Annotated in this window: 27 protein-coding genes; 13 read left to right on the top strand and 14 right to left on the bottom strand. The window is 58.7% G+C overall.

Annotation, left to right across the window (positions count from 1 at the left end):
* Positions 1-15: 15 nt before the first annotated feature.
* Positions 16-816, top strand: coding sequence for an IclR family transcriptional regulator (locus PMI26_RS27300; protein WP_007970330.1), 801 nt, complete (start codon positions 16-18; stop codon positions 814-816).
* A gap of 61 nt (positions 817-877) precedes the next feature.
* On the opposite strand, the gene PMI26_RS27305 is transcribed toward PMI26_RS27300, so the two are convergent.
* From PMI26_RS27305 to PMI26_RS27325, 5 genes are all read right to left on the bottom strand, one after another.
* On the bottom strand, positions 878-1,189 hold the full coding sequence (locus PMI26_RS27305; protein ID WP_007970328.1) for a hypothetical protein: 312 nt from the start codon (positions 1,187-1,189) through the stop codon (positions 878-880).
* 63 nt (positions 1,190-1,252) lie between these two features.
* Positions 1,253-1,942 (bottom strand): hypothetical protein, encoded by a 690-nt coding sequence (locus tag PMI26_RS27310; RefSeq protein ID WP_007970326.1) that lies wholly within the window; start codon positions 1,940-1,942, stop codon positions 1,253-1,255.
* A 169-nt stretch (positions 1,943-2,111) separates the two neighbouring features.
* The gene (locus PMI26_RS27315) at positions 2,112-4,658 is read right to left on the bottom strand and encodes a helix-turn-helix transcriptional regulator (protein WP_007970325.1); all 2,547 of its coding nucleotides are present in this window, start codon (positions 4,656-4,658) and stop codon (positions 2,112-2,114) included.
* 142 nt (positions 4,659-4,800) lie between these two features.
* The gene (locus PMI26_RS27320; protein ID WP_007970322.1) at positions 4,801-6,171 is read right to left on the bottom strand and encodes a DUF1329 domain-containing protein; all 1,371 of its coding nucleotides are present in this window, start codon (positions 6,169-6,171) and stop codon (positions 4,801-4,803) included.
* A gap of 23 nt (positions 6,172-6,194) precedes the next feature.
* Positions 6,195-7,988: a DUF1302 domain-containing protein gene (locus PMI26_RS27325; RefSeq protein ID WP_007970321.1), complete on the bottom strand. Its 1,794-nt coding sequence runs from the start codon at positions 7,986-7,988 to the stop codon at positions 6,195-6,197.
* Positions 7,989-8,892: 904 nt separating this feature from the next.
* On the opposite strand from PMI26_RS27325, the gene PMI26_RS27330 reads away from it, so the two are divergent.
* Positions 8,893-9,663, top strand: coding sequence for an N-acetylmuramoyl-L-alanine amidase (locus PMI26_RS27330; RefSeq protein WP_007970320.1), 771 nt, complete (start codon positions 8,893-8,895; stop codon positions 9,661-9,663).
* Positions 9,664-9,737: 74 nt separating this feature from the next.
* Here PMI26_RS27330 and PMI26_RS27335 read toward each other — a convergent pair whose 3' ends face one another.
* From PMI26_RS27335 to PMI26_RS27350, 4 genes are all read right to left on the bottom strand, one after another.
* Positions 9,738-10,649: an SDR family oxidoreductase gene (locus PMI26_RS27335; RefSeq protein WP_007970319.1), complete on the bottom strand. Its 912-nt coding sequence runs from the start codon at positions 10,647-10,649 to the stop codon at positions 9,738-9,740.
* A 277-nt stretch (positions 10,650-10,926) separates the two neighbouring features.
* Positions 10,927-11,829 (bottom strand): alpha/beta fold hydrolase, encoded by a 903-nt coding sequence (locus PMI26_RS27340; protein WP_007970318.1) that lies wholly within the window; start codon positions 11,827-11,829, stop codon positions 10,927-10,929.
* Complete coding sequence (locus tag PMI26_RS27345; RefSeq protein ID WP_007970317.1) at positions 11,829-12,611, bottom strand: class II aldolase/adducin family protein; 783 nt, start codon at positions 12,609-12,611, stop codon at positions 11,829-11,831. The genes PMI26_RS27340 and PMI26_RS27345 overlap by 1 nt, the downstream gene beginning before the upstream one ends.
* A 227-nt stretch (positions 12,612-12,838) precedes the next feature.
* The gene (locus tag PMI26_RS27350) at positions 12,839-13,294 is read right to left on the bottom strand and encodes a flavodoxin (protein WP_007970315.1); all 456 of its coding nucleotides are present in this window, start codon (positions 13,292-13,294) and stop codon (positions 12,839-12,841) included.
* A gap of 102 nt (positions 13,295-13,396) precedes the next feature.
* Between PMI26_RS27350 and PMI26_RS27355 the strand changes: the two genes are divergently transcribed.
* Positions 13,397-13,873, top strand: a complete 477-nt coding sequence (locus PMI26_RS27355) for a PAS domain-containing protein (RefSeq protein ID WP_007970313.1) — start codon at positions 13,397-13,399, stop codon at positions 13,871-13,873.
* 54 nt (positions 13,874-13,927) lie between these two features.
* The gene (locus PMI26_RS27360; RefSeq protein WP_007970311.1) at positions 13,928-14,533 is read left to right on the top strand and encodes a hypothetical protein; all 606 of its coding nucleotides are present in this window, start codon (positions 13,928-13,930) and stop codon (positions 14,531-14,533) included.
* Between the two features lie 3 nt (positions 14,534-14,536).
* On the opposite strand, the gene PMI26_RS27365 is transcribed toward PMI26_RS27360, so the two are convergent.
* The gene (locus PMI26_RS27365; RefSeq protein WP_007970309.1) at positions 14,537-15,496 is read right to left on the bottom strand and encodes a MerR family transcriptional regulator; all 960 of its coding nucleotides are present in this window, start codon (positions 15,494-15,496) and stop codon (positions 14,537-14,539) included.
* Positions 15,497-15,718: 222 nt separating this feature from the next.
* Between PMI26_RS27365 and PMI26_RS27370 the strand changes: the two genes are divergently transcribed.
* The 7 genes from PMI26_RS27370 (at position 15,719) to PMI26_RS27400 (ending at position 20,350) form a co-directional block, all read left to right on the top strand.
* The gene (locus PMI26_RS27370; protein ID WP_007970307.1) at positions 15,719-16,288 is read left to right on the top strand and encodes an antibiotic biosynthesis monooxygenase; all 570 of its coding nucleotides are present in this window, start codon (positions 15,719-15,721) and stop codon (positions 16,286-16,288) included.
* Between the two features lie 171 nt (positions 16,289-16,459).
* Complete coding sequence (folM, locus tag PMI26_RS27375) at positions 16,460-17,170, top strand: dihydromonapterin reductase (protein ID WP_007970306.1); 711 nt, start codon at positions 16,460-16,462, stop codon at positions 17,168-17,170.
* 20 nt (positions 17,171-17,190) lie between these two features.
* Positions 17,191-17,751, top strand: coding sequence for a GTP cyclohydrolase I FolE (gene folE, locus PMI26_RS27380; RefSeq protein ID WP_007970305.1), 561 nt, complete (start codon positions 17,191-17,193; stop codon positions 17,749-17,751).
* A 2-nt stretch (positions 17,752-17,753) separates the two neighbouring features.
* Positions 17,754-18,125, top strand: coding sequence for a dihydroneopterin triphosphate 2'-epimerase (gene folX / locus PMI26_RS27385; RefSeq protein WP_007970304.1), 372 nt, complete (start codon positions 17,754-17,756; stop codon positions 18,123-18,125).
* A 96-nt stretch (positions 18,126-18,221) separates the two neighbouring features.
* Complete coding sequence (locus tag PMI26_RS27390; RefSeq protein ID WP_007970303.1) at positions 18,222-18,518, top strand: DUF1244 domain-containing protein; 297 nt, start codon at positions 18,222-18,224, stop codon at positions 18,516-18,518.
* Complete coding sequence (locus PMI26_RS27395) at positions 18,511-18,849, top strand: HopJ type III effector protein (protein WP_007970302.1); 339 nt, start codon at positions 18,511-18,513, stop codon at positions 18,847-18,849. The genes PMI26_RS27390 and PMI26_RS27395 overlap by 8 nt, the downstream gene beginning before the upstream one ends.
* Positions 18,850-19,099: 250 nt before the next feature.
* On the top strand, positions 19,100-20,350 hold the full coding sequence (locus tag PMI26_RS27400) for a 2-aminoadipate transaminase (protein ID WP_007970301.1): 1,251 nt from the start codon (positions 19,100-19,102) through the stop codon (positions 20,348-20,350).
* A gap of 172 nt (positions 20,351-20,522) precedes the next feature.
* Here the strand turns inward: PMI26_RS27400 and trxB are convergent, their stop codons facing one another.
* Entirely contained in the window at positions 20,523-21,479 is a 957-nt protein-coding gene (gene trxB / locus PMI26_RS27405; protein ID WP_007970300.1) for a thioredoxin-disulfide reductase, read from the bottom strand.
* A 315-nt stretch (positions 21,480-21,794) separates the two neighbouring features.
* Here trxB and cysZ point away from each other — a divergent pair, with 315 nt between their 5' ends.
* Positions 21,795-22,550 carry a sulfate transporter CysZ gene (gene cysZ, locus PMI26_RS27410; RefSeq protein WP_007970299.1) on the top strand — a complete coding sequence of 252 codons (756 nt, stop codon included), beginning with the start codon at positions 21,795-21,797 and terminating at the stop codon, positions 22,548-22,550.
* Positions 22,551-22,795: 245 nt separating this feature from the next.
* On the opposite strand, the gene PMI26_RS31285 is transcribed toward cysZ, so the two are convergent.
* Positions 22,796-23,392, bottom strand: coding sequence for a hypothetical protein (locus tag PMI26_RS31285; RefSeq protein ID WP_157222252.1), 597 nt, complete (start codon positions 23,390-23,392; stop codon positions 22,796-22,798).
* 400 nt (positions 23,393-23,792) lie between these two features.
* Here PMI26_RS31285 and PMI26_RS27415 point away from each other — a divergent pair, with 400 nt between their 5' ends.
* Positions 23,793-24,992, top strand: coding sequence for a glycosyltransferase family 4 protein (locus PMI26_RS27415; RefSeq protein ID WP_007970296.1), 1,200 nt, complete (start codon positions 23,793-23,795; stop codon positions 24,990-24,992).
* 119 nt (positions 24,993-25,111) lie between these two features.
* Here the strand turns inward: PMI26_RS27415 and PMI26_RS27420 are convergent, their stop codons facing one another.
* Both PMI26_RS27420 and PMI26_RS27425 read right to left on the bottom strand, forming a co-directional pair.
* Positions 25,112-26,215 (bottom strand): NADH:flavin oxidoreductase, encoded by a 1,104-nt coding sequence (locus PMI26_RS27420; protein WP_007970295.1) that lies wholly within the window; start codon positions 26,213-26,215, stop codon positions 25,112-25,114.
* A gap of 188 nt (positions 26,216-26,403) precedes the next feature.
* Positions 26,404-26,886 (bottom strand): glutathione peroxidase, encoded by a 483-nt coding sequence (locus tag PMI26_RS27425; protein WP_007970293.1) that lies wholly within the window; start codon positions 26,884-26,886, stop codon positions 26,404-26,406.
* Between the last annotated feature and the right edge of the window lie 86 nt (positions 26,887-26,972).

The raw sequence follows: 26,972 nt of genomic DNA, 5'->3' as shown, positions 1-26,972 counted from the left end.
GATCAAACTGCCTCCATGCAAAAGTCCACCAGCGACAGCAACGGTAAACAGAAAGTCCGCTCGGCCGAGGTGGGTACTGACATCCTCAAGGCTCTGGCCGAGTTGTCGCCTTCGACTTCGCTGTCGCGCCTGGCCGAACACGTGCAGATGCCGGCGAGCAAGGTCCACCGCTATTTGCAGGCGCTGATCGCCAGCGGGTTTGCCGAACAGAATGCAGCGACCAACCATTACGGCCTGGGCCGTGAAGCCTTGCGCGTGGGGTTGGCGGCACTCAACAGTATGGACGTGCTGAAAGTCGCCGCCCTGCCCCTCGCCGAGCTGCGCGATGACTTGAACGAAACCTGCTTTCTGGCGGTATGGGGCAATCAGGGCGCGACCGTGGTGCACATCGAACCGGCAGTGCGTGCGGTGACGGTGGTGACACAGCTGGGCTCGGTGCTGCCGCTGCTCAGCTCTTCGACGGGACTGGTTTTTGGTGCCTACCTGCCGAAACGCGAGACTGAGGATCTGCGCGTGCAGGAATTGCAGGCCCACGCAGCCCATGTGCTGGCAGACGATCAGGCCTACGCGGCCCAGTGCGAACAAATCCGCGCACGCGGTTTGCACCATGTACATGGTTTGCTGCTGCCAGGGGTGGATGCCTTGTCGGCACCGGTGTTCAACGCGATGGGCAGAGTGGTTGCCGTGCTGACGGTGGTGGGGCCGACATCCTTGTTCCATGCCGATGAAAACGGGCCGGCGGCGCAGCGCCTGTTATCCGCCAGCCGTGCGGTCAGCTGGCGCATGGGGTATGAACCCGCCACCTCCGCAACCTGACTGCCACAGCTGTGCCAACCAAGCGGGGGGGTTGGCACAACTTGTTTTATGAAAACACCAATCAGCTCAAAAAGTCCCGGGCAATGGCTGCACCCATTTCATTGAGCTCATCAATTTTTACACCATCGAATCGATATTCCTGGTCAAACGTATACGGTTCGGAAAAGATCCCCAAATCCTCACTGTCAAACTTTGGAACTTCCCCATCCTGCAACTTAAGAAAAAACGCCGACACCAGTGACTCAGAGTAAATAACCGTCAAATCCTCAGCTGACACAACGGCATTTATGTAGACCTTATCGACATCAATACCGCGACCACTGAGCCTTGCGTGCAGCTTGGCCCGAACCAATTCTTTTGTCAGTTGTTCCATATCCTAAAACTCCATAATTAATAATTATAATTTTTTGCAATAGCCAGCGCTTTTACCAAACACTCAGACCAGAAAGTCCGGGGCGATTTCGATCACCAGGTCACTGACATCTTTGATTCTAAGCTGCGGATGCAAATCAGATTCCTGGGCACTGTAAGCGACCGTATAAACACCAATTCCCTCACCGTGATAGTAAGGAATTTCATTCTGTTGAAAACGAGCAAAGACATCTTCGGCCAAGCTTCGGGATTGAAGTATCTTTCTCTCGCCCGCTTCCGCGACAAAATGGGTCAAGTACAGGGTATCGATATTGATTTCCGGGAGCTGGTACTTCAACGCCGCATGGACCTCTTCGATGCCGGATACTTTGATCGAACGTTTTGAAAGGTTGATTGAGGGCGCCTCGGTCAACCAACGGACAACATCAATTACGATGCGCTCAAACGCTATCAGGTCCAACCCTTCAACCCGGTGCTCCGGTTCGAAAGAATACTGCCGATTGAAAATCCCGGTGATACCCTGGATATAATTAGGCAGTGTCTCTTTCTCAACCCACTCCAGTGTCTCATCGAATAACGTCCTTGATTCGCTGACGTCAGTGCCAACAATATCAACCAGCGTATTCAAATAGGTCTTGAACGGGTTAATCCCGAGTTCCCCCAAGCGCGAAACCAACAGCACTTCGACTGCGAAATCCGCGCGAATGCGCTTCAAAAGCGAAATTTTGCTGTAAGAAAAAAAACTGTCGCTCATACAGACTTCCTGTCTTTTATAGCCGAGCATCCTGCTCGGCGAATCGAATCAATGCACTGACAGTACAACTAACTTCTGACCTGTCAGCCCCGGCAGCCATACTAATCAACACGATTATTTATGCACGCGACAGTATGTTTTAATTCATGTCCAGACTAAAAACCAACACTTACCCAACTTGCATTATCAACCCCAACTTCTTCGCCATGGCAACTGCCTGCGTGCGTCGTTCCACACCCAACTTGCTGTGAATGCGCCGGGCATGGGTTTTCACCGTATGCAACGAAATGAACAGTTGTTCGGCGATTTGCTGATTGGAGTTGCCTTGGGCAATCAGGTCCAGTACTTCAAGCTCTCGCCCGCTCAGCAAACGGACATCGGTGTCCCTATCGACCACTGCCGCCGTTCCCTGTAGACGACAGATCAGACTTGGCTGGCGCAAACTCAAATCACGCAATGCCTGCTGCCCATGACAACGCTTCACCAAGGCCAGGCCGGCCTCCAGTGCGGCATGAGCCATGTCCGGCTCGCCCGTCAGGTCCGCCACTTCGCAAATTGCCAATTGCAACTCCGTTTCCAGCGCCAGCATGGCCTGTTGTTGCGCCTGCTTGAGTAACACCTTGAGACGATCCAATGGACTTTGCGCCAATTGAAGTTGAGTCTCGGCCAACACCAACTGGTATTCGATACGCGCAATCAGTTGCAGTGTGGCGGGTGGTGCCTGGCGTGCATGAGCCCCCCGATAATGACGCAAGACTCGGGTCAGCGCTTCCCGGACCAATTCCGGGCGCCCTTGTTGCAGCCAGAAATGACTGCTGATTTGCAGCAGTACGCTGCGATAAACCGTGTCAGGGATCTGCCGTTGCTGCATCAACCGCTCGGCTTCGCGCAGACGATCAAACGCATGGGCATAATCGCGTTGGTTGGCGGCCATCTGCGCTTGCCCGAGAAAGCCATACAGCGCGTGCTTGTCCTGGCTTTGCAGGCAGTCCTCCAGGCCGGACTGGAAGAAACCGGCGGCCAGTTCATCTTGTCCCTGACAGAGGGCCAACCGTCCTCGTCGCAGGGCTATTCGCCCCAATAGCGGCGTCGGTCGATCGGCCTCTTGAGACAACAGCGCAACAGTATCAGCCAACAAGCTCTCGGCACGTCGGGGCGCTCCGCGCATCTCCAGCAACTGTGCGTGATCGAGTTCAAGCAGTCCTTCGAACAATAGCGAGCCATGGGCGCGCGCCAGGCACAGCGCCTCACGATTTAACGTCTGAGCCACATCGAGTTCGGCGTTGAGCAACGCCTGCTGGGTCAGCCCTGACAGGCACAATACGCGCGCCGGCCAGGCATCGACGCCCAGCTCGGCCAGCGCATCAAGAAAGTGCGTACGGGCTGCCTCCATACGGCCTTGCAAATGCAGCAGCCAGCCCTGTTGCGCCTGCCAGCGTGCCAGCAGTTGCCGTTGCTGCGCCTGCGTAGGCTGCGGGGCAAATCGTGCCAGTTGCTCAATGCACGCGGCGGCCGGATCGAAACGTCCGGCAAACAACAACGCCGCACTGACCAGCCCCACCACTTGCGGTGTAACAAGAGTCAGCTCAGCCTGTTGACGCTCGTGGAGTTTCAACAACAGACAAATATTTTCACGCCGGAACAAATGTTCGAGGCTGAAGTGCTGCAACAGACTGACCGCCACTTCGAACTCCTGCGCCAACAGCGCCTGCTCGAACGCACCTTGCCAGTCCTCTTCGGCGCTGAACCATTGGCACGCGCGGCGATGCCAGGATCGCCCGGCCGGGGTCGGCTCTTCAGCCATTGCCCGGGCCAGTGGCTCGAAGATCCGCAACCACTCGACGGAGTCTTCCCAAGGCTCAATGAAGCAGCCCATGTCCTGCAACGCGTGCAGCCACTGCGCGCCCTCTCCCGCACCGAAAAGATGCTCGCACAAGCTGGCGTTGAAGCGTGGCAGATGAACCAACACCTGCCAGACCTCAACCAACTCCGGCGGCAAGGTGTTGAACAACTCGTGCTGCAGATAATCAAGCAACGTTGCCGAACGCCCCTGCTCACTCGACCACGGACAACCATTGAGTAACGCAATCCGCGCACCGGCGCACCAGCCACCGCTACGCTCAATTACCCTCTTGGCAGTCTGGGCCGCGAGGGTCGGCTCGACATGACCGAGCAACTGCCCGACCTCGGCCTCGGTAAACGCTAGCGCCCGGCCTTCGCACTCGTACACCTCATCATCGAGCAGCAGCCGCGGCCAGTTGCAGGAGGGTCGACGACGGGAACTCAGCCACCAGGTCAGCGCCGGGCTGGCGACGGCCAACAGGCGATCGAGCAACCGGTCGAGTTCCGGGTTGGGTGCGCGGCAGTAATCATCCAGAAAAAGCCAGGTCGGCGTCTGTAATCGGGCCAGATGCGCCAGCAGCCCGGGCTCATCCGCCGAGGGCAGATCCAGCGCTTGCGTCAGGCGCAACAGAAAATCGGTAGCACTCAACGACGCCCCCGCCAAAGGCAGCCAACAGACCCGACAGTGCTCCGGCGCCCGCAGCAGGCATTCGCTGAGCAACGCGCTCTTGCCACTGCCGGGCGGTGCGCAAAGCAACTTCACCCTCGCGGTCGACACCAGCATGGGCTCGACCAGCCGCTCGCGGGACAGATGATGGGACGACAGTCGGGGCACAAGGCCAGGGCGGTCCAGACAGTGCGTCATTGCAGTCATTGTGATGCGCCTTTTTTTATAATTCTGGCGCCACCCTAGACCCCTCCCGAGCGCTTGTTGAAGAAGTATTCAACACACTGATCGCCCCCTATAAAAAAGGTGACCGCGAAGTCACCCTTTTGTGTAGGAGCCTGTAGGAAACCTACCTGACCCCCGTGCTACGCAAGGCTGCTGGTGTGTAGTCCCCCGCTTTTGCATCGACGTTGAATTCGAAGCTGCGCTTTTCTTCGTTCTTCATTCCTAGTGCGATATAGCGACCGGCAATCAGGTCATACAGCGCTTCGACGGTGTAGGCCGGCACCTGGTGATCGTAGTAGAACTGGGCATGGCCTTCGGCGACGCGCCAGAGCTGGCCACGTCCGTCGTAGTGATCGGCCAGCGCCACTTGCCAGCTGTCTTCGTCGATGTACATGTGGCGCTTGGCGTACACGTGCCGTTCGCTCGGCTTGACCGTGGCGACGATTTCCCAGACCCGGTGCAACTCATAGCGGGTCAGGTCCTGGTTGATGTGCCCGGCCTTGATGACATCGGTGTACTTGAGGTCTGGCGAGTCGAGCTTGTAGCTGTTGTAGGGAATGTACATCTCCTTCTTGCCGATCAGCTTCCAGTCGTAGCGATCCGGCGCGCCGGAAAACATGTCGAAGTTGTCGGTGGTGCGCAGGCCATCGGATGAGGTGCCGACACCGTCATAGGCTACTTGTGGCGCACGCCGTACCCGACGCTGGCCGGCGTTGTAGATCCAGGCCTTGCGCGGTTCCTTGACCTGATCGAGCGTCTCGTGGACCAGCAACACATTACCCGCCAGCCGCGCCGGTGCAGTCACCTCCTGCTTGAAGTAGTTGAGGACGTTATCGTCGCTACCCGGTTTCAGATCGCTGAGCAACGATGGCACGGCGACTTCGTCCTTGAAGCGGATCACCGTGAAATCACCATTGGATTGCGGTGTCGCCTGGGTGATGGTGCGACGCAGATTGCCGCCGTGGTAACGGGTGACGTGGTTCCAGATCACTTCCACGCCATTCTTCGGAATCGGGAACGCGTAATAGCGATTGCCGGTGAAGTTGGCCAGACCGTTACCGTCGTTGATCGGTGTTACGTTCAGTGCACTGCGCTTGGCCGACTCATAGATTTCTGCCGGTAACGCCACGGTACGATGGCTGGGATAGACCGGAATCCTGTAAGTCTCGGGGTAGCGCTTGAACATCGCTATCTGGCCGTCGGAAAGCTTGTCCTTGTACTTGTCGACGGTCGCTGCGGTGATCACGAACAAGGGCTTTTCGTTGGCGAATGGATCGGCCAGGAAACCCTTGCTGTCCACCGCGCCAGCGTTTTTAGGGATGCCACCGGTCCAGGCCGGAATCGAACCATCGGCATTGCCGGCTTTCTCGCCACCGAGTGGGGTCAGGCTGGTGCCAAGCTTGTTGGCTTCCTCTGGCGACACCGCGGCCATCACGTTGGCAGCCAGCAGACTCAGAGCCAGAACGGTGCCCAATTGCAGAATCATCTTTCGCATTGAATTCATCCTTTTCAGCCAGATCAGAAGTTCACACCAAAGCTCAACGCCACGAAGTCACGGTCGGTGAGGACGTTGTAGTCCCCGCCGAAAAAGTCGGTGTAGCTGAGGCTCGCGGTATAGGTGTTGCGATAGTCCGCATCGGCACCGAGGCTGATGGCCTTGGCGCCTTCGTTGAACAGGCCGTTGGGGCCATAGCCGGAGACGTCGTGGGACCACGAGAGATTGGGCCTGACGTTGATCCCGGCGATGAGGTTGTTGTAGTCGAGGATGGCCCGAGCGCGATACCCCCAAGAAGTCGAGGTCACGAAGCCGTCGGTATCGCCGTGGAAACCATACTGGCCATACACCGAGTCGCGGCCGTAGCGCAGTTTGCTGCGTGCTTCCAAACCACCGACCCGAACCACCGCCGCCTCACCCACCAACGTCAGGCGATCCGCACCGGCGACCTGATCGATGAAGTGCGTCAGGGTGCTCTGGATCTGTGTCACTTCCTTGCGGCGGTAACCCTTGTTGTCAGCCCCCGGTGACGTGGCGATGGGCGATGCCGCACCGCCTGCTATCGGATTGAGCATGGCCAGGGTCAGGTCATTGGTGTTGACCTGCACCGGGAGGTTGGGGCGGTAGCTGATTTCCCCGCTCCACGCAGTGCCGGTCGATAAGGTGGTGGCGAAGCTGGCGCCGTAGAGGCGGATGTCCTCCGGGTATTCGAGGTAATACTGGCCGCGACCGAGCATTACACTCTGGGCCAGGCCTGAACCGCTGCCGGGGGCGATTCGGTTGGCGGCGGCTACGATTCCCGGAAGGCTTGCCAGCGTGCTGAGCCCGGCAGTGGTGGTCCCGACGTTGGGGCCGCGGCTGTGGTAGTTCATGAAGTACAGGCCGTACTCGGTGTCGTCCCCCAGCCAGCGCAACGCCGTACCCCACTGTCCAGAATCCCGGGCATCACGGTCGCCGCCACGGGGAACGATCACCCCCTCTTTGCTGACCTCGAAGCCCTGGCCAAAGGCAGCCGCAATCGGCTGCAAGGGTGCAATGGCCGGGCTGGCGACGGTGTAGCCCTTGTTGCAGCCATCGGCCACCACATCGACACCAAAGAAGGTGCCGCAGTTATCGACGACCGTCTGATCCCATTCCAGTTGATAGAAGCCTTCCACGGTCAACTTCTCCGTCAGGCCCTGGGAGGCGAACAGCATGTTGACCGGGATCAGGCCCTCCTTGATCTCGGCTCCAGGGCGACGGAACGCGGACACATCGACCGGATTGATGCTGTTGATCGAGTTGCCGATGAAGGTGCTCTCACCCCAACTGACCACCTGCTTGCCGGCACGCACCGTGCCCGGCAAATCGGCGAGGGAGTAGTTGTGATAGACGAATGCGTCGAGGATTTGTCCGCCTGAAGACTTGGCGCCTTCTTTGCGATTGTGATCGCTGATGTCCTTGAATGGGCGGCTTTCATCCTTGAGCTCGAAGTCGTACCAGTACTTGCCACGCACAAACGCGCCTGTGTCGCCGTACTTCAGTTCGAGGTCGTGAATCCCCTTGAAGATCTTCGAGAAGGTTTCGCCCTTCTTGAAGTTCAGGCGCCCGTCGTCACCGGTCGAAGACTGACCGGAACCGCCATTGACGGTGCCTACCAGGGCATCATCCGCATCACGCATGCCCCAACTCGCGCCGACCGACAAAGAAGAATCGAACGTCCCCTCGATTTCCCCGATGCTGAACGAAATGGCCTGAGCCTGGGCACAGCAGCCCAATGCGACCGCGGCCGCCAGCGCCTGCGGTGTGAAGATGGCGCGCATTGTTGTTTTTGTCATGCGTCTTCCCCGGTGAGTGACAGAAGGCGTCACCCTACTGCCGGGCACCGATATCGATAAGCGCACCAAGGAGGTATTCGTGCTGTACCTCTAAAGGATGACTGGCACAGGGTCATCACCCGGACGTCGAGCAGCCGAATCCTGACTGTTGCCCGGGCTGCAACAGTGCATGTCGGGAATTGGTATTTTTCCTACAGCGCAGAGGGCTTATTCTTACCTGACTGCCACGGAGCCTGCACCGTGACTGAAAGATTTCAGATACATCGAGGATTCGGTTCATCGCCCCCGTGTTCACTGACGTTGATTTGTAGCTCCTGATCCAACGTCTTACTTTGGCCGCTGCGTTTGCAGCGGCCTTTTTTATGGGCCTCATTTTCAGCGTGGGCAAGGTCCGCTGCAGGATCTGGCTTGTCGGGTCGCCGCATCGCAGCGATGGTCGCTAACGATAACGCGTGTAACCTGGATAAACGCGGCGCACTTGAGTCCATCGCCAGCAAGCTGGCTCCTACAGGTATTGCGTGAAAAACGACGCGGACGCGGTCCTTTGTGGGAGCTGGCTTGCCTGCGATGGTCGTTAACGATAACGCGGGTGAACTGGATGAGCGCGGCGCACTGGAGTCCATCGCCAGCAAGCTGGCTCCAGGTATTGCGTGAAAAACGACGCGGGCGCGGTCCTTTGTGGGAGCTGGCTTGCCTGCGATGGTCGTTAACGATACCGCGTGAGAACTGGATGAACGCGGCGCACTGGAGTTCATCGCCAGCAAGCTGGCTCCTACATTTCTTTCAGAAAGCACTTACAAACATAGGTAAACACCTATCGCACTCGGGCCATTAAGTTGACCAGCAAGTCGGCGAACATCCTCGATTTTCGTCCGGCTTAAACTTACTTAATGCGAGTGCAACCATGAAGCCCATCAACTACAACCATTATCGCTCAACCCGAAGCTTCAACAGCCGAATACGCTTTCTGATTCTTCACTACACCGCCGCTAACTTTTCAGGTTCTGTCAGTACCCTGACCGGCCCGAATGTCAGCGCGCACTATCTGGTTCCGGATATCACCGACCCCAGCTACCTGAAAGCCGGTTATTCCGGGCAGGAAGTGTTCAACCTGGTGGATGAAAGCCATCGCGCGTGGCACGCAGGCGTCAGTCAGTGGGGCAACCGCAGCAATCTGAATGACACGTCAATCGGCATTGAGGTGGTCAACCTGGCGACTGACAACAAAGGCCAATTCACCTTCCCGCCCTATCACCCCGAGCAGATTGCTGCGATTGAACAACTGGCGCTGAACATCCTCAAGCGCTACCCGGATATCACGCCGACGCAGGTATTGGGCCACTCGGATATCTCAATCGGCCGCAAAAGCGACCCGGGGCCGATGTTTCCCTGGCAGGCGCTGTACCTGAAAGGCGTCGGCGCCTGGTTCGATGAAGCCACTCGGGACCAGTATCTGAGCCAATACACCACATCGGGCGTTCCAGGCCGAAGCGAATTGCTGGGGCTGTTCAAGTCCTATGGATACGATGTTTCGGGCGCCTCGACGGAAGGTGGTTTTCAACAGTTGGTGCGGGCATTCCAGATGCATTTTCGCCCGGAAAAATTCGATGGGAAAATGGATGCACAGACAGCCGCCAATCTGAAGGCACTGGTATTCAAATACTTTTCCGGCTGATCGATGGCATACGATTTCCAAACCGACAAATGCAGCAACCGGCAAGGTCAGTCAATGTGACCTTGCCGGCAATGTCAGAGCGAATACTTCTGCAAATTCCCCATCATTTCCTTCAGCGCTTCGATATTGTCCTTCGGATGCGCCGCACCCTCGAAGTCGCAAATCTGCTGCCAGTGCGCCGCCACGTCTTCCGGTGAGAAGCCGGCCCGTGGATCGAACCCGACGCCGAGGCTGCGCTCCCAGCGGACCTTGCCCATCCAGCCACCGCCGACTTCAAACAGACCGGAGGTTTCCTCGCAGTTCTCGCTGGCCAGGTACACCACCAGCGGGCTCACCAGTTCCGGCTTGAGCTGCTCGAAGACTTGTGGCGGGATCAGCCCTTCGGTCATGCGCGTGCCGCCGGTGGGGGCGATGGCGTTGACCAGGATGTTGTTCTTGCGGCCTTCGATGGCCAGGGTGCGGGTCAGGCCATAGAGGCCGAGCTTGGCCATGCCGTAGTTGGACTGGCCGAAATTGCCATAGATACCCGAGGTCGACGCGGTGAAAATCACCCGGCCGTAGTTCTGCTCGCGCATGTGTGGCCAGGCGGCACGGGTGACTTTGTAGGCACCTTCGACGTGGACGCGGTAAACCAGGTCCCAGTCGGCGTCTTCCATTTTGTGGAAAGTCTTGTCACGCAGGATCCCGGCGTTGTTGACCACCACGTCGACGCGACCGAAGACGTCCAGGGCGTGCTGGACCAGTTTGTCACCGTCAGTGACCGAGTCGTGGTTGGCCTCGGCGATGCCGCCGGCCTCGCGAATGTCCGCTACCACGCGGGCGGCGGCCGAAGCGTTGGCGCCTTCGCCCTGGGTCGAGCCGCCCAGGTCGTTGACCAGAACCCTGGCGCCCTGTTTGGCGAACAGCAGTGCATGCGCCCGTCCCAGGCCGCCACCGGCACCGGTGATGATCACGACTTTATCTTCGAAGCGCACAGACTCATTCATGGGGGGACTCCAGCAGGCCAAGGGACGATGAGTCGCAGTGTCCGGCACGGCGCAGCGGGTCACAATCAACACGGGGAAGGCTGAATGGTGCGCGATAAGGCTGGGGGATGATTGATAGAGATACGGACACGAACCCTGTGGCGAGGGGGCAAGCCCCCGTTCGGCTGCGAAGCAGTCGTAAAACCTGTGTCCCGGATTGAATGCCTCAGGGCCGCTTCGCGACCCGACGGGGGCAAGCCCCCTCGCCACAAAAGCCCAGCAGGTTCAACGCTGCGAATCAGGAACACGCCACCTTGCGTGGCGGCAAGAGCAGCTGATCGCGAAACGCCAGGTAATGCCTGAGGACCTCGCAGGGTGCCTCGATCTGCGGGTAGTGGCCGATGTCGGGCAATACCACGGTGTCCGCATCCGGGATCAGTTCCCGGTAACGCTCGACCATATGCGCACCGGAGATCGGATCGACCCCGCCATCGATCACTCGCAGCGGCACTTCACCGCGCTGCATCGCACTCACCCAGCGGTTGCGCCAGACCCGTCGCTCCGGAATGTAGGCGATCAACTTGTGCATGATCCTTGGCCCACGCTGGCACTCGACCAGGCTCCAGAAGTCATCCATCTGGCTTTCACTGGGACGGGTTTGCGGGCCGAAAATCTGCCGAAAGCTTCTCACCAGGCCATCACGGCTGAAGGCGCGGCCAATCATCCAGCCCAAAGGGCTGAGCAAGAGTTTTTGCATCAATACCGGGCGGTGGGTTTCCGGAAACAGCCCGCCGTTGAGAAACACACAACTGGCCAGCTCCACCCGCGACTCGTAATGCCGGGCCAGCAGTTCCTGGGCAACGCTGTCACCATAGTCGTGAGCGAACAGGTGCACCGGCTGCTCGACATTCAGGTGTTCAAGCAGTGCCTGTTGCAGATCCGCTTGCTCCAGCAGGCTGTATTCGTGATTCGCCGGTTTGGCCGAATCGCCGAAGCCGAGCATGTCGCAAGCGATCACGCGAAAGCGCTGGGTCAATGGCTGCCACAGGTAATGCCAGTCCCAACTGGCGGACGGAAAACCGTGAATCAGCAACAGCGGCTCACCCTGCCCCGCCGTCCAGTAACGGATGCTGTGGCCACGGAAGACGAACGTCTGGCTGCGTTTGCGCCAGACACACAGAGGAATCTCGGCGAGTGCCATTAGAGTTTATAACCCGGGTCCAGTTTATCGAGCTTGCGCAGCAGCGCCGGCCACGCCAGCGCTCCGCCCATTCCTTGAGCACTTCTGGTGACACCCGCGATCATGGCTTTGGCGCCGGCCAGAATCTGCGGCTCGATGGCAATCAGTTCAGCCGCACCGTTTTGCGCCATGACTTGAATGTCGCAGGCACGTTGAAAGGTAAACATCATCAGGAACGTATCGGCGATGGTGCTGCCGCAGGTCAGCAGACCGTGGTTATGCAGCATCAGGAAATTGTTTTCACCGAGGTCGGCCTGCAGCCGCACCTTCTCTTCATGGTTGAGCGCCACACCTTCGTAGGCATGGTAGGCCAGGCTGGAAAGCACGAACAACGATTGTTGGCTGATCGGCAGAACGCCCTGCTTCTGTGCCGAGACCGCCACCCCTGAAGCCGTGTGGGTGTGCAGCACACAAACAACATCGTGACGCACTTCATGCACGGCGCTGTGGATGGTGTAGCCCGCCGGATTGATCTCGTAAGGACTGTCCATCAGCTTGTTGCCGGCCTGATCCACCTTGACCAGGCTCGACGCGGTCATTTCGTGAAACATCAAACCGAATGGGTTGATCAGGAAATCTTCGGTGCCGGGTACCTTGGCGGAGATGTGGGTAAAGATCAGGTCATCCCAACCGTGTTGGGCGACCAGGCGATAACAGGCCGCCAGGTCAACGCGAGTCTGCCACTCGGCAGCACTGACCAGGTCTTTGACACTGTGTGGCGATTGGACGGGAGCGACAGTCACGGCAAGGAGCCTCGGTGTTTTTTTATTATGGAGTGTTTCCTATGTTTACCGAGTCTAGTCAGCCCTTGAGGTTCGTGTAGTTGCATTAGCAGCCAGCTTGATGTCCCAGCGAGTCAGTTGCCCTGTTGCCCTGGATCCATGTCAAACGACCGGCGCCAGCAAGGGGCTGACAGGCCGCCTTTGCCGCACTGTCAGAACCCTGACTGGCGTTGATGGCGGGTTATCCGTCACTCGCGCAGTGCGCTGATCAGCTCCGCCAGCCAAGGCTCGGCGTCCGTTTCGGGGGTCACGCTTTCGCTGGCATCCAGGCGTAGCATTGGCAGCACTTCGCGAATGCCCAGTTCACCGAACAATTCACGCATCTGCTCGCCGCCGCCACAAAAAGTATCGCCATAACTCGCATCGCCCAATCCGATCACTGCCCCCGGCAAACCGCGCCAGGCCGCTGGCAATTGATCACGAATGGTCGAATACAGCGGTTGCAGGTTGTCCGGCAACTCGCCCATGCCGGTGGTCGAGGTCACCGCCAGAAAGGCTTCGGGGCCAAACGCCTGGATATCGGCGAGGGTCGCACGCGGGTTGTGCCAGGTTTCAAAACCGGCGGCTTTCAACAGGCTGGCGGCGTGGCGGGCAACTTCTTCGGCCGTGCCGTACACCGAGCCGGAAATGATGGCGACTTTCATCAATCTGATCCTGAATCCGAGTAAAAGACCCGGATATTAACACCACAGTCGTGATTATTCTTTTAGAATGCAATTGACAATCAATCAGGAAAGGATGCTTCGATGATTAATGCTCAACTGCTGCAAATGGTGATCAACGCCTCTAACGACGGCATCGTGATTGCCGAAAAGGAAGGCGATCAGGACAAAATCCTCATCTACGTCAACCCCGCGTTCGAACGCCTGACGGGCTACTCCAGCGAAGAGATCCTCTATCAGGATTGTCGTTTCCTGCAGTCGGGGGATCGCGACCAGAACGCCCTGCCGTTGATTCGCGACGCCTTGAACCGAGAAGGTTCCTGCCGGGAAATACTGCGCAACTACCGCAAGGACGGCACACCGTTCTGGAATGAGCTGTCCCTTTCAACGGTGAAAAATCCAGCGGACGGGCAAACCTACTTTGTCGGTGTGCAGAAAGACGTCACCGTGCAAGTCAAGGCGCAACAGCGCGTGGCTCAACTGGAGGGGCAAGTCGCTGAACTCCAGGCCGAGCTTGCCGCGCTCAAGGCGACGAACGGCGCAAACGAAACTCAGAATTAATGGTCAGTAACTACAATCACCAATGACTTTGTAATTATATCTTTCGAGCTGGCCATGCAACGCGACGCGCTCCTGACCCAGGATGAGCTGGATTTCATCCAGACCATGCAACACAACCCGCAACTCAATGTGCGGGATGCGACGTCGAGCCTGCTCGTCAACGGTGGATCGCAAATCCGTGACCTGCTCACCCGCCTGGCGGCCCATGAGCAGGTCACCATTCAAGCCAGCTTCGAAAACCAGCAAATAACCTTCCCCCTGCACCTGGTGGAAGACGAGTTCCATGCGATGCATTTGCGTCTCGGCGTGCCGAGCATCTATGAAGACGGGCCCATGGTCCGGCCTTGGCGCCTGGTACTGGACGAGCCGGTAGCGCTGGAAAACGCCCAGGGTCAACCCGGTACTCTGTGGGTACACGAAGTGTCGTGCAAAGGGGTTTTGCTGGAGGTTCGCAACAAGACCAAGCCACCGAAGCATTTCGCCTTGTGGTTCAGCCCTTCAGGCTATGAGCGGATTGCCTTGCGCGGCACCTTCGAGAAAGAAAACGAACAGGGCTTCTACGCCTATCAACTGAACCAGAGCGATACGGACGAAGCCGAGCGTCTGCGCCAGTTCATCCTGCAACAGCATCGTTTGACCCACCCAACGCTGCATCTCTGAACCTCAAGTATCCAGATTTCCCGCCAGGAACTGCTTCAGACGCTGGCTCATGTCCTTCCCTTCATTGCCCAGGCAACCGATCGATGACCCGGCCAGGCTTTCCTGCGCCAGGTCGGAAGCATCTCCAGCCAACAACAATCGACACTCCAGGCCCAAGGCCAGGCGATTCAAGCGCCGTGGTAACTCGGCATTCGGCACCTGATTGGAAAACAATACCAGTGCCATGGGTTTGATCCTTTCACACATCAGCGCCAGTTCCTCGAATGGCTGGCCTATGTTCAATACGCGAATGGCTGATGGTCCGGAACTCAGGAACAGGGCGGCAACCAACAGCTCCAGCTCCCGGCAGTGACCATCCAGGGCACAGATGACCACGCGACGCGGCTGCTTCTCGCGCGTCAACAGCAAGCGCTGCACGACCCGCGAACGCAGAAAACCATCCAGGAACAGCCACTCGCTGGTTACGCCGAACTGGTCCTGGCTTTGCAACAACTGCTTCCAGACGGGGATCAGAATGTCCTGAAATACCACCGGCAGGGTGTAGCTGGAAAAGATTTGCCCGTAGACCTGCTCCAGCTGAAGGTCGTCAAACCCGTTGACCGCTGCAAGAACCTGTTGCCGCCACTGTGCGTAATCGGCTTCCACGAGGTTGTTGGGAATGATGTGCGACAACGCTTGGAGCGGCTCGGTCCTGGCCAGGATCTTGCCGACCCTGCTGACCGCAACACCGCGCTCTATCCAGCCGAGGATGCTGCGAACGCGCTCAATATCGGCCATCGAATACAGTCGATGCCCGCTATCGGTGCGTGTTGGAACAATGAGGCCATAACGTCGCTCCCAGGCGCGAAGCGTGACCGGGTTGACACCTGTCAGTCGCGCCACCTCACGAATGGGAAAAAGCTCTTCCTGTTCGAGCGCGACGGCCTGCGTGGATCCTGAAGCGACGTCTGTAAGTATGGGCATCCTGTTGAAACATCCCTGTATCGTCCGTCCGATATTCTAACGCCCCCGCCCCGTAAAGTTTCCGTAAAAAATCGATACTGCGAAGGAACGGGTAAACGTCACAGACGCCACGGGCAGAATCAGGAATAATCCTTGCTTGTTTCAAGTCGCAGCCCACCACCCCGGTGCTGCGCCTGGCGAAGCGCCTATCCGGAGCGACGCAATGCCTTATGGAGATACACAATGTCTACCCCACCCGTCACGCTGATGGTTGCGCGCCGCGTTGCCAATGGACGTTATCAGGACCTGATCGCCTGGCTGCGCGAAGGCGAGCAATTGGCCACCGACTTTCCCGGCTACCTCGGCTCCGGCGTACTCGCACCGCCGCCCGAGGACGACGAATTCCAGATCATTTTCCGCTTCGCCGACGAACAGACTCTGCACGCCTGGGAACATTCCGTCTCTCGCAGCGCCTGGCTCGGACGCGGCAGCGACCTGTTCGCCCACCCGACAGAACACCGGGTCAGCGGTATCGAAGGCTGGTTTGGCGTCGCCGGCCAACGCCCGCCGCGCTGGAAACAGGCCGTGGCGATCTGGCTGGCATTCTTTCCGGTCTCGCTGCTGTTCAACTTTGTGCTGGGGCCGCTGATCAGTGACATGAGCCTGCTGCCGCGGGTGTTCATCAGCACGCTGTGCCTGACGCCGCTGATGGTTTACTTGTTCATTCCGTTGTCGACCCGTTTGCTGGCCAATTGGCTGAACAGTGCGCCAGCTCGACCGCTGCCCGCAGAACCCACCGTCCAAAATCGCTGATCCCCCTGTGGGAGCGAGCTTGCTCGCGATGAGGGCGTGTCAGTCAACATATGTGTCGTCTGACAGTCCGCAATCGCGAGCAAGCTCGCTCCCACAGTTGTTTCCCCCCGCAATAGGTAGAGCGCTGCCGTCGCTGGTATAGTTTTGCTCTCACCGCGACGCGAGCCGTTCATGACTTCTTCCGCAGCCCCTATCCTGATTACCGGCGCCGGCCAGCGTGTCGGCCTGCACTGCGCCCGGCGATTGCTGGAAGACGGCCATCGCGTGATTTTCAGCTACCGCAGCGAGCGGCCCGGCGTACAAGCCCTGCGCGACCTGGGAGCCACCGCCGTGTTCGCGGACTTCGCCAGCGAGGCCGGGATCCTCGCCTTCATCAGTGAACTGAAAACCCACACCGACTGTTTGCGGGCGATTGTCCACAACGCCTCCGAATGGCTGGCCGAAACACCGGACACTGACGCCGCCGCATTCACCCGCATGTTCAGCGTGCACATGCTGGCGCCCTACCTGATCAACCTGCATTGCGCCGATCTGCTGCAACGCTCAAGTCCCGCAGACATCGTGCACATCAGCGATGACGTGACCCGCAAGGGCAGCAGCAAGCACATTGGCTATTGCGCCAGCAAAGCCGGACTCGACAGCCTGACCCTGTCCTTCGCCGCCAGGTACGCGCCGGACATCAAGGTCAACGGGATTGCGCCGGCCCTGCTACTGTTCAACCCTGAAGACGACGCGGCCTACCGCGCCAAGGCACTGGCCAAGTCCGCGCTGGGCATCGAGCCTGGCTGCGAAGTGATCTACCAGAGCCTGCGCTATCTGCTCGACAACCCTTATGTCACCGGCACCACCCTGACCGTCAATGGCGGAAGGCACATCAAATAAGTGTCCCGCGAGGATTTTCCATGACGTTATCCCTGCCCCAGAATTATCGAGAGATCCTCATCGGCCTCGGTGAGAATCCCGACCGCGAAGGCCTGCTCGACACCCCGGCGCGCGCAGCCAAAGCCATGCAGTACCTTTGCCATGGTTACGAGCAAAGTGTCGAAGAGATCGTCAATGGCGCGCTGTTCGCCTCCGACAACGATGAAATGGTGATCGTCGACAACATCGAACTGTATTCGCTTTGCGAACACCACATGCTGCCCTTCATCGGCAAGGCGCATGTGGCTTATATTCCAACCGGCAAGGTGCTGGGGCTGTCGAAGATCGCGCGGCTGGTGGACATGTTCGCCCGGCGCCTGCAGATCCAGGAAAACCTCACCCGGCAAATCGCCGACGCCGTGCAACAGGTGACCGGTGCGGCAGGCGTCGCAGTGGTCATCGAAGCGCAGCACATGTGCATGATGATGCGCGGCGTCGAGAAACAGAATTCGACCATGAACACCTCCGTGATGCTCGGCGCCTTCCGCGAGTCGAGCAACACCCGCCAGGAGTTCCTGCAATTGATTGGACGGAGCAAGTAGCAATGCCACAACTTCAGCCAGGCATGGCACGTATCCGGGTCAAAGACCTGTGCCTGCGTACCTTCATCGGCATCAATGAGGATGAAATCCTCAACAAGCAGGATGTGCTGATCAACCTCACCATTCTGTACGCGGCCCAGGAAGCGGTGCGTGACAACGACATCGATCACGCGCTGAACTACCGCACGATCACCAAGGCGATCATCGCCCACGTGGAAGGCAACCGCTTTGCGCTGCTCGAACGCCTGACCCAGGAAATTCTCGACCTGGTGATGGCCAACGCATCGGTGCTTTACGCCGAAGTCGAGGTCGACAAGCCCCACGCGCTGCGATTCGCCGAGTCGGTGTCGATAACGCTTGCAGCGAGCCGCTAGCTACAAGCTTCAAGCGCCAAGCTGTAAACTTGGACTCAACGCCAATCATCTGGCAGCTTCAAGCTTGCCGCTTGCAGCTGTCTCGCAGAGACCCCCATGACCGATCAACAACGCCTGGAACTCGAAGCCGCCGCCTTTCGTCGGCTGGTGGCCCACCTGGACAGCCGCAAGGATGTACAGAACATCGACCTGATGAACCTCTCGGGCTTCTGCCGCAACTGCCTGTCCAAGTGGTACAAGGCGGCGGCGGATGAGCGCCAGATCGACGTCAGCCTGGACGAAGCCCGCGAAGTGGTTTACGGCATGCCGTACGCCGAATGGAAAGCCCAATATCAGCAAGAAGCCAGCGCCGAACAACAGGCGGCGTTCGCCAAAGGAAAACCCAATGAGTGATTTGAACACCCTGCGCGCCAGCCTCAACAGCGGCGAACACGCCTTCGCCGATACCCTGGCGTTCATTGCAGACGGCTACGACTACCAGCCTCAGGCCTTCAACAACGGCGGTGTGGAAAACGCGGCCGGGCAGAACGAAGGCTCGTGCAAGACCCTGGGCCTGGCGCTGCTCGAAGGCTTGAGCGATGAAGAAGCCCTGTTGGCGTTCGGCGAGCATTACCGCTCGGTGCTGGCAACGCCAGAAGGCAGCGACCACGGCAACATCCGTGCGCTGATTGCCCACGGCCTGGCGGGTGTGAAGTTCACCCAACAGCCGCTGACACGCCGCTGATTTGATTTGTAGGAGCGAGCCCGCTCGCGATGGACTGAAGAACGCCACGGGGTGTCAGGCTCCCAGCGTCATCGAACACCACCATCGCGAGCAAGCTCGCTCCTACAGAGGTTTTGCGTTCATGGCGCGGAATTGATCACAAGCACAACCCGACTTTTAAGATTGACCCGGCAACTTTATTTCGTTTGCCCCGCAGCACCGCTCACGGCTTAGATAAAAAGAAGTCCTCCTTCTTCCGAGCCGGTCATTCATGCGCAGCGAAACCATCAGCCAGTCGATCAACATCGTTCACCCTGTCACGCTCAGCCACGGCAAGAATGCCGAGGTCTGGGACACCGATGGCAAACGCTACATCGACTTTGTCGGTGGCATTGGCGTGCTGAACCTCGGCCATTGCCATCCGCGCATCGTCGAGGCCATTCGCGAACAAGCCACGCGGCTGACCCACTACGCGTTCAACGCGGCGCCCCATGTGCCTTACCTCGAACTGATGGACCGCCTCAGTGCGTTCATGCCGGTGGGTTACCCGGTCAGCGGCATGCTCACCAACAGCGGCGCGGAAGCGGCGGAAAACGCCCTGAAGATCGTCCGTGGCGCCACCGGTCGCAGCGCGGTGATCGCCTTCGACGGCGCATTCCACGGCCGCACGCTGGCCACGCTCAACCTCAATGGCAAAGTGGCGCCCTACAAACAGAAAATCGGCGTGCTGCCGGGGCCGGTGTATCACCTGCCCTTTCCCGGCCCGGACAACGGCGTGACCTGCGCCGAAGCCCTCAAAGCCATGGAGCGCCTGTTCAGCGTCGAGATCGATGTCGAAGACGTCGCCTGCTTTATCGTTGAACCGGTGCAGGGCGAAGCGGGCTTCCTGGCCATGGACGTCGAGTTCGCCCAGGCGCTGCGCAAGTTCTGCGACGACAAGGGCATTGTGCTGATCGCCGATGAAATCCAGTCCGGCTTCGGCCGCACCGGCCAGCGTTTCGCATTCTCACGGCTGGGCATCGAGCCGGATCTGATCTTGCTTGGCAAAAGCATCGCTGGCGGCGTGCCGCTGGGGGCGGTGGTCGGACGCAAATCGCTGCTGGATAACCTGCCCAAGGGCGGACTCGGTGGCACTTACTCGGGCAACCCCATCGCCTGCGCCGCCGCGCTGGCGACCCTCGATGAAATGACCGATGCCAACCTGCACGCCTGGGGCAAACAACAGGAAGAAGCGATTGTCGGCCGCTATGAAACCTGGCGCTTGAACAACCTGACGCCGTATCTGGGCCGCCTGACCGGTGTAGGTGCGATGCGTGGTATCGAGCTGATCAACGCCGATGGCTCGCCCGCCCCGGCACAATTGACCCAACTGCTGGCTTTGGCGCGGGATGCAGGCCTGCTGCTGATGCCCAGTGGCAAATCGCGGCACATCATTCGCTTGCTGGCGCCATTGACCATCGAGGCTGCGGTGCTGGAAGAAGGGCTGGATATTCTTGAAGCCTGCCTGGCAAAACTGACCTGAACACTATCCCTGTGGGAGCGGGCTTGCTCGCGAAAGCGGTGGATCAGCCGGCATCAATGTTGAATGACACACCGCCTTCGCGAGCAAGCCCGCTCCCACACCGGAGTGTTATCAAGCATTAAATCGTGGGCATAAAAAAACCGGCCGAGGCCGGTTTTTTACCAAAACAGAATCAAGCGTTCTGCAGATTGTCGAGGTAACGCTCGGCATCCAGTGCCGCCATGCAACCGGCACCAGCCGAGGTGATGGCCTGACGGTACACGTGGTCGGCCACGTCACCGGCGGCGAAGATGCCTTCGAGGTTGGTGGCGGTGGCGTTGCCGTCACGGCCACCCTGCACGACCAGGTAACCGTCTTTCAACGTCAGCTGGCCTTCGAACAGCGAAGTGTTCGGAGTATGGCCGATGGCGATGAACACGCCGTCGACTTTCACTTCGTCGAAGCTGCCGTCGTTGTTCTTCAGGCGGGCACCGGTCACGCCCATGTTGTCGCCCAGCACTTCGTCCAGGGTCGCGTTCAGCTTCAGCTCGATCTTGCCTTCGGCAACACGGGCGTTCAGCTTGTCGATCAGGATCTTCTCGGCGCGGAAGGTTTCGCGACGGTGGATCAGGGTGACTTTGCTGGCAATGTTGGCCAGGTACAGGGCTTCTTCGACAGCGGTGTTGCCACCGCCGACCACAGCCACCGGCTTGTTGCGATAGAAGAAACCGTCGCAGGTTGCGCAGGCGGAGACGCCTTTGCCCATGAACGCTTCTTCCGATGGCAGGCCCAGGTAACGGGCGCTGGCGCCGGTGGCGATGATCAGGGCGTCGCAGGTGTAAGTCGCACTGTCACCGGTCAGGGTGTACGGCTTGGCAGCGAAGTCCACGGCATTGATGTGATCGAAAACGATCTCGGTTTCAAAGCGCTCGGCGTGCTCGCGCATCCGCTCCATCAGCGCCGGGCCGGTCAGGCCGTGGACATCGCCCGGCCAGTTGTCGACTTCGGTGGTGGTGGTCAGTTGACCGCCGGCCTGCATGCCGGTGATCAGCAGCGGCTTGAGGTTGGCACGGGCGGCATAGACCGCGGCGCTGTAACCGGCAGGGCCGGAACCGAGAATAATCACTCGCGAATGACGGACTTCAGACATGACCTGCTCCTGTTGACCGGCCCGGAACACCTGGCGCGGAACGCCGGATTGCCGGCTGGAATAAAAAAGAACGGTTGAAAGCACTAGGGGAAGGCTTGAACCCGACCGTCCTGTAAAAAGATTGGGTGCAGCGTATCGAGGGGGCGAAGATTAAGGAAATACGGTTTAACAATCCAGCTCATAGGTGGTCTCTATGCAATCTGCCCGACGATATCGACGTCTTTGTTACAGTGAATGTCGATACCGCCACCGCGCTTTCGCCTGTGAAGCAAAGCCGGTAAGGTCGGCGCGTTTACCCTCTGCCCGGAGCACCTTATGCCCGCCCCTGTTCTGTCCGGCCCGCAATACCTGCGTGAAGGCCTCAAGCTGGTGCTGAGCCCCAGCCTGCGTTTGTTTGTGTTGCTGCCCCTGGCGATCAACCTGGTGCTGTTCGTCGGATTGATCTACCTGGCCGGCCATCAATTCAGCCTGTGGGTCGACACACTGATGCCGTCCCTGCCCGACTGGCTGAGTTTTCTCAGCTACATCCTCTGGCCGCTGTTCGTGGTGCTCGTCGTGCTGATGGTGTTCTTCACCTTCACCCTGCTTGCCAACGTCATTGCCGCGCCATTCAACGGCTTCCTCGCGGAGAAAGTTGAGGTGGTGGTGCGCGGCACCGATGATTTTCCGGCGTTCAGCTGGGGCGAACTGATTGCGATGATCCCGCGCACCCTGGCCCGGGAAATGCGCAAGCTCGGCTACTTCCTGCCGCGGGCGATCGGGCTGTTCATCCTCTCGTTCATCCCGGTGGTCAACATCATCGCCGCGCCGCTGTGGCTGTTGTTCGGGGTGTGGATGATGGCGATCCAGTACATCGACTACCCGGCGGACAACCACAAGCTGGGCTGGAACGAGATGCTTGGCTGGCTGCGCGAGAAGCGCTGGCAGAGCATGAGTTTTGGCGGGATTGTTTATCTGGTGTTGCTGATTCCGGTGGTCAACATCCTGATGATGCCGGCCGCCGTGGCCGGTGCAACGCTGTTCTGGGTACGTGAGCGCGGCGTCCAAACGCTGACAACCCCCGTAAAGTAAAAACGCCATCCAGCAGTCAACTGGCGTGATCACGCAATCACCTGCGGACGAAGGCCTGTCACTGGTAGTACTAATCCTTCCCGGGGAAGTCAGATGAAAACTGCGGCAAGAGTATTTCTCTTGCCGCAGGCCTCACAACTGACTCACGTTCCACCCGCCAAAGACTCTTCGTCCACAAACAGACGTGAACAACTGAAAATGGCGAGGGCGCAACGCTTGGTGTTATCAGTTATTAGTGGCATATCTTACTGCACGACAAACTCGATTTGACCGCTTGGGTCAGAAGGCTTGCCTCCAATAACTTGCCGCACTTTGACATGCTTGACACCTTTATCCCAAACGCGGCTGAAACTCCAAGTTAATCCAAGAGGAGCTATTGTAGCGTAGCCTAAAACGCTAAAATCATGATTCAGCAATTCAACCCTTTCCGCTCTGTCGGAACAAGTGCCTTCGATGACAATCACACCTTCGGAATAACGACTCCCGTCTCTTGGGTAAGTAATATGTGGAGCGCCCAAGGGTGAAATGACATAGAAGTATTTTTGACTAGTTGAGACGGAAGGCACACCAGCAACACTCTGGCGCGCCCTTACAGCCTTAGTACCTTCATCCCAGTTGCGACTGTAATACCAGCTTTCTCCACTCACTACGGCAGAGCCCAGCTTACTGTCGTCACGGTTTAGTACGTCAACTGTTGCCCCCTGCAAACACCCCCCCTCAATAAACACCCGCCCTGGAGCGTGAACAGTTCCATTTAAAGGATATTTAATCGTCGGCACGGGCGTGCTGGCCTCTGCTGCCTCACTTGAACCTGGATTAACTTTCGATTGTTCTACCATCATTAATATTCCTTTTTATCCGGCAAAATTGCCTGTGACGCAGAACCATCTTTACGCTAATTAAAAACAAAGGCACCTATTACAACTGGCAGCCCCGATAAGCGATCATCAATCTCACCGATACTGAGCGAAGCTAATATTCCTATAGCACACCCTCTAAACACCTAATCTCGCCAACGAAACAAAAAGCGAACGAACAACAAAATATTACGTCCCCTACTCCAACCTGTTAGTTCTTACTGATGTGTGGAGGGCCAGCGGACCTGGGACTAACCAAACGCAGCACCCAGCTATAAATCCTTGTCCGTGACCGCCCGTGCCATCGCTCACTCCCTCGCAATCCCGTGGTGGTAAAAGTCTGCCTGGGGTCATGAATCCATCATCCAGCTGTCACACTGACGACATGGCCCCAGCCGACACTGGGGTCATGACGACAGCTCTGCATATCACCCTGATCACCGAAACCTTCCCTCCGGAAATCAACGGCGTGGCCAATACCCTGGGTCGCTTGTGCGACGGTTTGCGCGCGCGCGGGCATCAGGTGGAACTGGTGCGACCACGCCAGGGCTGCGACCAGCAGTTGGGCAGCGACGATGAATTGCTGCTGTGCCGCGGCTGGCCGCTACCAGGCTATCCCGGCCTGCAATGGGGTCAGTCGTCGATGCACAAGCTGCTGCGGCGCTGGACACGTCACCGCCCGGACGTGCTCTACATTGCCACCGAGGGTCCGTTGGGCCTGTCGGCCTTGCGTGCGGCGCGGCGCCTGGGAATTTCCGTGGTCAGCGGGTTTCACACCAATTTCCAACAGTACTCCAACCAGTACGGCCTTGGTTTGCTCACGCGCCTGCTGACTCACTACCTGCGCTGGTTCCACAACCGCTCGACCATGACCCTGGTGCCCAGCGTCAGTCAGCGCATGGAGCTGGAACGACGGCATTTCGAACGACTGGCGTTGCTCTCCCGAGGGGTCGACAGTGAGTTGTTTCACCCGGCTAAACGACTCAGTGCCCTGCGCGAGCAATGGGGACTGACCGAGGAAGACATCGCCGTCATTCACGTCGGACGCCTGGCCCCGGAAAAGAATCTTGGCCTGCTCAAACGCACCTTCAATACCCTCAAGACCAGTTATCCCCAGCGCACCCTGAAACTGATCGTGGTCGGCGACGGTCCGCAGCGCCTGGAACTGCAAAACGAAATGCCCGAGGCGATTTTCTGCGGCACCCAGCGGGGTGAAGCCCTGGCCTGCCACTACGCATCGGGCGATGTGTTTCTGTTTCCTAGCCTGACCGAAACCTTCGGCAATGTGGTGCTTGAAGCACTGGCCTCGGGGCTCGGCGTGGTGGCCTACGATCAGGCGGCGGCGGCCCAGCATATTCGCCATGGCTACAACGGTGTGTTGGCGATGCCGGGGGATGAAGAAGCGTTCTGCGATGCAGCGGCATGGCTGCTGGAGGACAGGGAGGCCTTGCGCAATGTGCGACTCAATGCACGCCAGCATGCCAGCCGCCAGGGCTGGGCGACGATCATCGAGCAGTTCGAAGGACAGTTGCGCGGGGCTTGTGCCGGGGAGATGGTGATGCCGAATGCACCGATTGTTCCCTGATTTTGTACTGCTCTTTAGTCAGTCTTCGCGAGCAAGCCCGCTCCCACATTGGTTCTGTGTCGTACACAAATCCCTTGTGGGAGCGGGCTTGCTCGCGAAAGCGTAAGGCCAGACGCCGCTTAAACCAGCGTCATCAACGCCTCACGACTGAACGGCAGGATGTCTTCCTCACGACCGTCGCGCACTTTCTGTGCCCAGTCCGGGTCCACCAGCAACGCACGACCGACCGCCACCAGGTCGAACTCATCGTTGTTCAGGCGCTCCAGCAGTTTTTCCAGGCTGGCCGGCTGTGCCACCTTGTCGGTGTTGACCATGAACTGCAGGAACTCGCCATCCAGGCCGACGCTGCCCACGGTGATGGTCGGCTTGCCGGTGAGTTGGCGGGTCCAGCCAGCCAGGTTCAGCTCGGAACCGTCGAACTCCGGCTCCCAGAAGCGGCGGGTCGAGCAGTGGAAAATATCCACGCCGGCATCGGCCAACGGCTTGAGGAACTCGCCCAGTGCCTCCGGGGTTTGCACCAGACGCGCGGTATAGTCCTGCTGCTTCCACTGCGAGAAACGGAAGATGATCGGGAAGCCTTCACCGACCGCGGCACGCACGGCCTGAATCAATTCAATGGCGAAGCGCGAACGATTGGCCAGGCTGCCGCCGTATTCGTCGGTACGCTGGTTGCTGCCTTCCCAGAAGAACTGGTCGACCAGGTAACCGTGGGCACCGTGGATTTCCACGCCATCCATGCCGATGCTCTGGGCGTCCTTGGCAGCCTGGGCGAACGCGGCGATCACGTCCTGGATATCCTGTTGGGTCATGCCGTGCACAACGACCTGGCCGTCCTTGATTTTTTCCGACGGGCCATAGCCTGGCACGCTGGCGTCCGGCTCGGTGCCGATACGACGTACGCTGCCCACGTGCCACAACTGCGGAACGATCTTGCCGCCTTCGGCGTGAACGGCGTCGACGACTTTCTTCCAGCCGGCCAGCGCCGCTTCACCATAGAAATGCGGAACGTTCGGGTAGCCGTTGGAAGCCTTGTGACCGACGGTGGTGCCTTCAGTGATGATGAGGCCAACGCCTGCAGCGGCGCGGCGACGGTAGTATTCGATCACTTTGGAATTCGGCACGCCGCCCGGAGAAAAGGAGCGGGTCATCGGCGCCATGACGACACGGGTCGGCAACTCGAGAGTGCCGAGGTGGAACGGTTTGAACAGGGCTTTTACGGGCATGGGACGCTCCACGGAAGAATGACTTTATGACGGTGATAATATGGAGAGCCCAACGCATTGAACAGCATTATTGATTTCGGTGATTAACAATCAAAAGACAGAAAGCAAAAGATCGCAGCCTTCGGCAGCTCCTACACAGGATCGTAGGAGCTGCCGAAGGCTGCGATCTTTTGATCTTGATCTATGGCTTAACTCAGCGCTTTTTCAATCGCATGAACAATGGTCGGATCATCCGGCGCCGTACGTGGCGAGAACCGCGCCAGTACGCGGCCGTCCTTGCCCAGCAGGAACTTCTCGAAGTTCCAGGTGATATCGCCGGGGAATTCCGCGCCCTCGCCCGCCAGCAAGCGGTACAACTGATGACGGTCATGCCCGTTGACTTCCAGCTTGCTGGACAACGGGAAGGTCACCCCATAGTTGAGGCTGCAGAAATCCTTGATCTCCTGCTCGGTCCCCGGTTCCTGCCCGGCAAACTGGTTGCACGGCAGGCCCAACACGCTGAAGCCTTTGGCCTTGTATTGTTGGTAGAGGTTTTCCAGCGCCGCGTATTGCGGGGTCAGGCCGCATTTGGAGGCGACGTTGACCACCAATACGACTTGGCCTTTGAAAGGCGCCAGAGGTAGCTCCTGTCCATCCAGGGCTGTCAATTTAAGGTCGTGAAAAGCACTCATGGCGTACTCCAGATTCCCGTGTTCTTCTCGAAACAGCCACTTGGCGGTGTCGTCAGGGACAGCCGCAGACTAAAAAGGCGCCCTCG

It is taken from the genome of Pseudomonas sp. GM33 (genome assembly GCF_000282295.1).
Taxonomy (GTDB): Bacteria; Pseudomonadota; Gammaproteobacteria; order Pseudomonadales; family Pseudomonadaceae; genus Aquipseudomonas; species Aquipseudomonas laurylsulfatiphila.
Note: the sequence above shows the minus strand (reverse complement) of the source record. Positions and strands in the feature narration are given on the sequence as shown.